9 protein-coding genes are annotated in these 7,821 nt (G+C 71.4%); 4 read left to right on the top strand and 5 right to left on the bottom strand.

Annotated elements, in window-relative coordinates; genetic code table 11:
* Positions 1-39: 39 nt before the first annotated feature.
* The 3 genes from ABD671_RS04585 to ABD671_RS04575 all read left to right on the top strand — a co-directional run bounded on the left by ABD671_RS04585 (position 40) and on the right by ABD671_RS04575 (position 1,596).
* A complete protein-coding gene (locus ABD671_RS04585; RefSeq protein ID WP_344732219.1) occupies positions 40-216 on the top strand; it encodes a DUF6104 family protein in 177 nt (58 codons plus the stop codon).
* Positions 217-271: 55 nt separating this feature from the next.
* Positions 272-883: an acetoacetate decarboxylase family protein gene (locus ABD671_RS04580; RefSeq protein ID WP_344732061.1), complete on the top strand. Its 612-nt coding sequence runs from the start codon at positions 272-274 to the stop codon at positions 881-883.
* A gap of 137 nt (positions 884-1,020) precedes the next feature.
* Positions 1,021-1,596, top strand: coding sequence for a hypothetical protein (locus ABD671_RS04575; RefSeq protein ID WP_344732060.1), 576 nt, complete (start codon positions 1,021-1,023; stop codon positions 1,594-1,596).
* 10 nt (positions 1,597-1,606) lie between these two features.
* On the opposite strand, the gene ABD671_RS04570 is transcribed toward ABD671_RS04575, so the two are convergent.
* From ABD671_RS04570 to ABD671_RS04560, 3 genes are all read right to left on the bottom strand, one after another.
* The gene (locus tag ABD671_RS04570) at positions 1,607-1,813 is read right to left on the bottom strand and encodes a hypothetical protein (protein ID WP_344732059.1); all 207 of its coding nucleotides are present in this window, start codon (positions 1,811-1,813) and stop codon (positions 1,607-1,609) included.
* A 94-nt stretch (positions 1,814-1,907) separates the two neighbouring features.
* Positions 1,908-3,056 carry a fatty acid desaturase family protein gene (locus ABD671_RS04565; RefSeq protein WP_344732057.1) on the bottom strand — a complete coding sequence of 383 codons (1,149 nt, stop codon included), beginning with the start codon at positions 3,054-3,056 and terminating at the stop codon, positions 1,908-1,910.
* A 49-nt stretch (positions 3,057-3,105) separates the two neighbouring features.
* Entirely contained in the window at positions 3,106-4,209 is a 1,104-nt protein-coding gene (locus ABD671_RS04560) for a ferredoxin reductase (RefSeq protein WP_344732056.1), read from the bottom strand.
* 136 nt (positions 4,210-4,345) lie between these two features.
* Between ABD671_RS04560 and ABD671_RS04555 the strand changes: the two genes are divergently transcribed.
* Positions 4,346-5,002 carry a TetR family transcriptional regulator gene (locus ABD671_RS04555; RefSeq protein WP_344732055.1) on the top strand — a complete coding sequence of 219 codons (657 nt, stop codon included), beginning with the start codon at positions 4,346-4,348 and terminating at the stop codon, positions 5,000-5,002.
* 36 nt (positions 5,003-5,038) lie between these two features.
* Here ABD671_RS04555 and ABD671_RS04550 read toward each other — a convergent pair whose 3' ends face one another.
* Positions 5,039-6,616 (bottom strand): MDR family MFS transporter, encoded by a 1,578-nt coding sequence (locus ABD671_RS04550; RefSeq protein ID WP_344732054.1) that lies wholly within the window; start codon positions 6,614-6,616, stop codon positions 5,039-5,041.
* 201 nt (positions 6,617-6,817) lie between these two features.
* A complete protein-coding gene (locus ABD671_RS04545; RefSeq protein ID WP_344732053.1) occupies positions 6,818-7,786 on the bottom strand; it encodes a zinc-binding dehydrogenase in 969 nt (322 codons plus the stop codon).
* Between the last annotated feature and the right edge of the window lie 35 nt (positions 7,787-7,821).

The following is a 7,821-nucleotide window of genomic DNA, read 5'->3' as shown; positions in this document are numbered from 1 at the left end:
CCGCCGTCGGCGGTTCCCCCACTCGCACAGGAGGGCCCCGTGTACTTCACCGATCGAGGCATCGAGGAGCTCGAGCGACGTCGCGGCGACGAGGAGGTCACTTTCGCCTGGCTCGCCGAGCAGCTCCAGGCCTTCGTCGACGTCCACCCCGACTTCGAGACCGCGATCGAGCGCCTGGCCACCTGGCTGGCCCGCCTCGACGACCCGGAGGACTGACCTCCTCCGACGCCGGCCCTGGACGGCGTCGTCCGCGCCCGCGAGGATGCGCGGCGTGACCCAGCCCGCCTATCCGCCGACGCCGTGGCGCATGCGCGCCCAACTGTGGATGAGCCTCTTCCGGGTGCCGCATCCGGTCGACGACCTGCGGCCCGCCGGCGTCTACGGCGTGGCGTTCGTGCGGTACGAGGAGGGCAGTCCCCTCACCTACCACGAGCTCCTCGCAGGCCGGATGGTCGATACCGGTGAGCACGGTCGACGGGTCACCATCACCGACATCTGGGTCGACTCCCCGGCCTCGGTCGCCGGCGGCCGGGCCCTGTGGGCGATCCCGAAGGAGCTGTGCACCTTCGCCGAGACCGAGCAGCGCGGACGCCTGCGCAGCCGGGCGTCCTGGACGGCGTCCCTGGCGGGCCGACCGATCGCCACCGCCCGGTTCGGCGACGTCTCCGCGGCGATGCCCCGCACGCCGTTCCGGGGGGAGACCTGGCAGCCGGCGATCGACGATCACGCGGCACCCGTGCTGGGCGCCCTGACCGGGTCGGCGAAGGCGGGGCCGTGCCGGTCGTCCTGGTCGTTCGCACCCGACGGCCCGCTGGGATGGCTCGACGGCGCCCGCCGGCTGGCCTCCTTCCGCAACGCCGACGTGCGGATGGACGTGAGCTGACCCGGTCGGCCCACCCGGGCCACAGACCGCCCACAGATCCTGTCGTGGACCTGGCATGAGGCTGTGACTGCGGCCCGGCGCCTGTGAGTCGGGGTGCGCGCGCTCAACTCGAGCGAGGGGCGTCCGACCGGACGGCCATGAGCATCAACTCCATCGGAAGCTCGTCCTCCCTCGCCGCGGCCACGACCGCGTCGCACCGTTCCGGCCCGCCGGCCGGCAAGGGACCGTTCGACGCGGTCTCCTCCGTCCTCGGGATGTCGGCCGACGACATCGCCTCCGAGGTCTCCTCGGGCAAATCGCTCATGGACATCGCGAACGAGAAGGGGGTGTCCTCCGACAGCCTGCTCAGCGCGCTGAAGGAGGGGGCCCCGGACGACCTGAAGAACGACGCGAACCTCGACCAGGTCGTCGCCCAGATCGCCCACCAGAAGGGCCTCAGCGGCCCGGGCGGCCCGGGCGGCCCGGGCGGGCCCGGCGGGCCGCCTCCCGGCCCGCCGCCCACCGGCGGCGTGCTCGGCGGGGGTCAACTCAACGCGAGCCAGCAGTCGACGCTCGACACGCTGAGCAGCCTGCTCGACATGTCGACCGAGGACCTGACCTCGAGCCTCCAGAGCGGCACGAGCCTCGCCGATCTGCTCCAGCAGAAGGGCGTCGACCTCTCCACGCTCGCGAGCTCCTTGGAGAAGGGCGTGGTCGTCGACTGTCGGGCGTGACCAGTCGTGATCAGTCGTGGTCGTCGGCGGCGCGCTTGGCGGACTCGCGGATCTCGAAGACCTCGGTCGCGAGACCGCCGATCGCCCCCACGACGTCCTTGACGGCCGTGGTGACGATGCCGGCCACCTGACCGACGGTCGAGGCCGTGGCCTCCAGGGCGCTCTGGACGGCGTCCTTGTTGATCTCGGCGCGGCTGAGTCGATCGGGGCCCGTCATGGCCTCAGTCTCCCCCGGACGACGACGACGGGTCCAGGGTGCCGCTCGTCACGGCACCCGGACCCGTCGTCGCTCGTCACCCGTGGGTCGTCGGTCAGGCCGCCGCGGTGGCAGCGGCCGGGGCGTCGGTGCCGACGGGCGCCGGGGCGCTCTGCGCGGGGCGACGGCGTCCGGGCACCGAGAGCTTGACGATCTTCCACGCGACGCTGCCGAGCTGCTTGCTCAACCGGCCGGTGTTGTAGGGCAGGTCGTAGCGCTCGCAGATCTCGCGGATCTCCTCGGCGATCTCCGGGTAGCGACGAGCCGGCAGGTCGGGGAAGAGGTGGTGCTCGATCTGGTGGGACAGGTTGCCGGTCAGCACGTGGAACAGCTTGCCGCCGGTGATGTTGGCCGAGCCGAGGAGCTGGCGGTAGTACCAGTGGCCGCGCGTCTCGTTCTCGCACTCCTCGATCGTGAAGGTCGAGACGCCGGCCGGGAAGTGACCGCAGAAGATGATGTTGAAGGCCCAGATGTTGCGCACCAGGTTCGCCACCGCGTTGCCGGCGAGCGTCATCGGGAAGAGCGGGCCGGTGAGCGCCGGGAACAGCAGGTAGTCCTTGAGCGCCTGGCGCTTCACCTTGCGCATGATGCCGGCGTGCATCGCCTTGTTCTCCTCGATGCGCCGCTTGCCGGAGACGATGTTCTCGACCTCGAGGTCGTGCATCGCCACGCCCCACTCGAAGAACACCATGAGCAGGAAGGCGTAGACCGGGTTGCCGAGGTAGTACGGGTGCCACTTCTGGCCCTCGTCCATGCGCAGGATGCCGTAACCGAGGTCGCGGTCCTTGCCGAGGATGTTGGTGAAGGTGTGGTGGATGTAGTTGTGGCTGGTCTTCCACTGCTCACTGGGGCAGACGTTGTCCCACTCGTACATGCGGGAGTTCAGACCCGGGTCGCCCATCCAGTCGTACTGGCCGTGCATGACGTTGTGGCCGATCTCCATGTTGTCGAGGATCTTCGACACGCTGAGGGCGGCGACGGCCAGCGGCCAGGCCGGCGGCAGGTAGAACAGGGCACGGCCCGCGACCTCGAAGCCGCGCTGGGCCTTGACGACCTTGCGGATGTAGGCGGCGTCCTCCTCGCCGAGGTCGGCGAGGATGCGCTGACGGATCGCGTCGAGCTCGGCGCCGAACGCCTCGATCTGCTCGGCGGTCAGCGGACGGTCGGGACGGATGTCGGTGCTGGCGTCGGTGGTGATGGTCATGGTCACTCCTGAGGACGGGTGAGGTCGGGGTCCGGGCGGGCCGGGAGGATCAGAGGTCGACGACGCAGTCGCCGGCGGGCGAGGAGACGCAGATGCGGATCTCCTCGTCGGGGAGCGAGGAGGTCTCGCCGGTCAGGATGTTGCGGACCGTGCCCTCGCTCTTGCGGGCGGTGCAGGAGAAGCAGATGCCCATCCGGCAGCCGAACTCGGGCGCGAGACCCGCAGCCTCGGCCTGCTCGAGCAGGGTCTCGCCCGTGTTGACGGCCTCCACGCCACTGCGGGCGAAGACGATCTCGCCCTCGACGCTGTCGCCGACGGCGACGCGCGGCGGCTTGAAGTACTCCACGTGCAGCGCATCGGAGCCGTCGTAGGCGGCCTGGACGGCCTCGATCAGCGGGGCGGGGCCGCAGGCCCAGGTCGGCAGATCGCGGTAGCCGGGAATGTGGCGCTCGAGCCAGGCCGGCGAGAGCGCGGGGTCGCCGAGCTCGGGGTGCAGCAGGTGCAGATCGGTGCCGTAGCCGGTGCGGGCCACCTCGGCCAGCTCCTCGGCGAAGATCTGGTGCTGGGGGCTCTGCGCGTAGTGCAGGAAGGTGATCCGGCCCCGGTGGGTGCGACGCTGGAGCGATCGCAGCATCGACATGACCGGGGTGATCCCCGAGCCGCCGGAGATCAGCACGATGTGCTCGGGCATGCGGTCGGGCAGGACGAACTCGCCCTGCGCCTGCGAGAGGTGCAGGATCGCGCCGGGGCGCACCTCCTCGACCAGCCAGCGCGAGACGACGCCGTCGGGGTTGGCCCGCACGGTGATGGTGATGTCGTCACCGGGTCGGGAGTCGGAGCTGGAGATGCTGAAGACGCGGGTCGTGCGACGGGCGCCGGCCACCTCGACGCCGACCTGCACGTGCTGACCGGCGCGGTGGCCGCGCCAGGTGGCGGTCGGGCGCAGCGTCAGCGTGGCGACGGCGGGGTGGCCGGGGACGTCGACCTCGCGGTGGACGTCGACGATGCGGGCGCGGACCTCGTGGGCGGCCCACATCGGGTTGACGATCTCGAGGTAGCGATCGACCCCGTGCGGGGACGTGAGGGCGGCGACGGCGCGGGATCGCAGCAGGGTGCCGGTGATGCTCACGCGGTCCTCCATTTCGGTATACATTCGTACACTGAAAGACTCGGAGATCCGGCCACCCAGGTCAAGCAGGCCAGCCGGTGACAGTGAACACATGTACACGAAACCGGCCGATCGGACGCTCGGGACGACGCCGCTCCCCCGCCGCGTAGACTCCGCTCCCGTGACCGAGACGCCGCTCGGCTCCCGCACGGAGCGCAAGGAGCGCACCCGGCGCGCCATCCTCGACGCCGCGCTCGAGCTGAGCGACGAGACCAGCCTCGTGGCGCTCTCACTGCGGCAGGTCGCCAAGGAGGTCGGCATCGTGCCGACCGGCTTCTACCGGCACTTCGACTCCATCGAGTCGCTCGGGCTGGCGCTGGTCGACGAGTCCTTCGCCTCCCTGCGCGCCATGCTGCGCGACGTCCGCCAGATCGACCCGACCTCGACCGGGCTGACCCCCTTCGCCGCGATCGTCGACCGATCGGTGAGCATCCTGGTCAGCCACGTGCACCAGCAGCGGCAGCACTTCCTCTTCATCGCCCGCGAGCGCGCCGCCGGCCCGCCCGCGGTGCGCGAGGCGATCCGCCACGAGATCGAGCTGTGCGAGCGCGAACTCGCCACCGACCTCGCCCGGCTGCCGGTCACCGAGCCCTGGTCGAGCGAGGACCTGCGCACCCTCTCGAACCTCATCGTGGTCTCGATGGTGGCCACCGCCGAGGCGATCCTGCTCGCCGCGGGGCGCCCCGAGGCCGAGCGGCTGGTGGCCGAGCAGGCGCGCACCCAGCTGCGGATGGTGCTCATCGGGGCCCTGCGCTGGCGCTCGAGCCCGTCGAGCTGAGCGCCGGCCCGTTCGGGACCGACGTCGGGCTCGGCCTCAGACGGTGACGACGACCTCGTCGACCCCGTCGATCTCGTCGTCGGCCCCGTCGTCGGCCCCATCGTCGGACCCATCGTCGGACCCGTCGCCCGCCTCGCCATCCAGGGCGTGGTGCTGCTCATCGGTGTCGAGCGGGCCGCCGTGGGGCATGCCCTCGGCGTCGACCCGCGCAGGCAGCAGCGCCGCGAGGACGACGACCAGGACCGCGGCGGCAGCCCCGGCGAGGAACGCCCCGTGCAGACCGCCGACGAAGGCCTCGGTGTCGGGAACACCGGAGGCGACGAGGTGGTCGGCACGGACGGTGGTGATGACGACGACGGCGGCGGTGCCCATCGCCCCGGCGACCTGCTGGAGCGTGCCGAGGATCGAGCTGCCGTGGGAGTACAGGTGCGGCGGGAGCGACCCGAGACCGAGGGTGAACACGGGCGTGAAGAGCATCGCGAGACCCACCATCATCACGAGGTGCATGCCCACCAGGACGGCGTAGGGCGTGTCGAGGCCGATGCGGGAGAACAGCAGGAGCGAGCCGAGGATGGCCAGCGAACCCGGGACGACGAGCACGCGTGCACCGAAGCGGTCGTAGCAGCGTCCGACCGTGGGACCGAGCAGACCCATGGCGAGACCGCCCGGGGCGACGAGCAGACCGGTCTCGAGAGCCGTGAGCCCCCGGGCGTTCTGGAGGTACTGCGGCAGCAGGATCATCGCGCCCAGCATCGCCATGAAGGCGACGGCCATGACGAGCAGGGAGAGGGTGAACGTGCGCTCCCGCAGCGTGCGCAGGTCCATCAACGGGGAACCGCCGCGCTGGAGGAGGAGCTGGCGCCTGGCGAAGATCCCGACGAGCACGGCACCCAGGACGGCGATGCCGACCGGCACCCACCAGGCCTGCTCGCCGCCGATCTCGCTGATGCCGTAGACGAGGACGGCGAAGCCGAGCCCGGCGAGCACGAGGCTGGGCACGTCGATGCTGCCCGCCTGGGGCTCGCCGACGTCCTCGAGGCGTCGCAGGCCGAGGAAGGAGATCACCAGGGCGATCGGGAGGACGACGCCGAAGATCAGCCGCCACGAGCCGACGCCGAGCAGGACGCCCGACACCGCCGGACCGAGCGCCGGCGCGCACGACATCGCCAGGGTCACGTTGCCCATCACCCGACCGCGGTCGTCGGCCGGGACGACCGTCATCAAGGTGGTCATCAGCAACGGCATCATCACCGCGGTGCCGGCGGCCTGGACGACACGCCCCACCAGCAGCACCTCGAAGACCGGCGCCACGAGGCACAGGGCGGTGCCGGCGCAGAAGGTCGCCATGGCCGTGGCGTAGGCCCGGCGCGTGGTGACCCGCTGGAGGAACCAGCCGGTCACGGGGATGACGGCGGCCATGGTGAGCAGGAAGATCGTGGAGAGCCACTGGGCCGCCCGCAGCGACACCCCGAAGTCGTCCATGAGGTGCGGGATCGCGTTGACCATGATCGTCTCGTTGAGGATGACGATGAACGTCGCCGCGACGAGCAGCAGCACGACCGGCGGCGTGCGCGTGGGGAGCGCCGTACCGGTCGTGGCGGTGGCGGAGGTCATGGGGAGTCCTTCGGTTCGGGTGGCGGAGCGATGCGACGGCGTCACCGGCGTCATCGGCGGGTCAACGGGATCGACCGGCGAGCGCGCGAGGATTCATCGCTGCTCCAGCATCGGCGATGCCACCGACATTCCGCGAGCCGTTATCGCCGCACCGCTCCCACGACGAGCCGGGGATCGCAGGGAGAGGGCGGGCGCCCGGGCTCAGCGGGTGAAGACGATCTTGCCGAAGACGTCGCCCTCGGCCATCGCCGCGAAGCCGTCCGCGGCCTCGGTCATCGGCAGGGTGCGGTCGATCAGCGGCCGCGCGCCGGTGGCGTCGAGCAGGTTCACCAGGGCGGCGAGCTCCCCGCGCGTGCCCATGGTCGAGCCGACCACGCTGAGCTGGAGGAAGAAGATGCGGGTGAGCTCGGCGTCGTCCAGCTTCGGCCCCGAGGTGGTGCCCGAGATGACGATGGCGCCGCCCGGGCGCAGCGCGCGCACCGAGTGCGACCAGGTGGCCCGGCCTACGGTCTCCATGACGGCGTCGACCTTCACCGGCAGTCGGGCCCCGGACTCGAAGACCTCGTGCGCCCCGATCTCCAGGGCGCGGGCCCGCTTGGCCTCGTCGCGGCTGGTCGCGAGCACCTTCAGGCCCGCGGCGCGGCCGAGGATGATGCAGGCGGTCGCCACCCCGCCGCCGGCACCCTGCACGAGCACAGTGTCGCCGGCCTTGAGGTTGCCGCGGGTGAACAGCATCCGGTACGCCGTCAGCCACGCGGTGGGCAGGCAGGCGGCCTCCTCGAAGGACATGGAGGCGGGCTTGGGGACGACGTTCGCGCGCGGCACGACGACCTTCTCGGCGAAGGTGCCCTGGTGGCGCTCGGAGAGCAGCGAGCGCTTCGGGTCGAGGGTCTCGTCGCCGGTCCAGGCCGGGTCGCTGATGACCGCGTGGACGACGACCTCGTTGCCGTCCTCGTCGAGGCCCGCGGCGTCGCAGCCGAGGATCATCGGCAGCTGCTCCTCGCGCAGGCCGACGCCCCGCAGCGACCACACGTCGTGGTGGTTGAGGGAGGCCGCCTTGACCGTCACGGTGGTCCAGCCCTCGGGCGCCACCGGGTCGGGGCGCTCACCGAGCCGCAGCGCGGACAGCGGGTCGTCGGCGGAGAAGGTGTCGGCGTAGACGGCGAACATGGGGTCCCTCGTTCCCTCGGCGCAGCTGCGGAGCT

It is taken from the genome of Nocardioides fonticola (assembly GCF_039536805.1).
In the GTDB taxonomy this organism is placed as follows: domain Bacteria; phylum Actinomycetota; class Actinomycetes; order Propionibacteriales; family Nocardioidaceae; genus Nocardioides; species Nocardioides fonticola.
The sequence above is the reverse complement of the archived record's forward strand: the minus strand, read 5'-3'. Positions and strand labels throughout refer to the sequence as shown.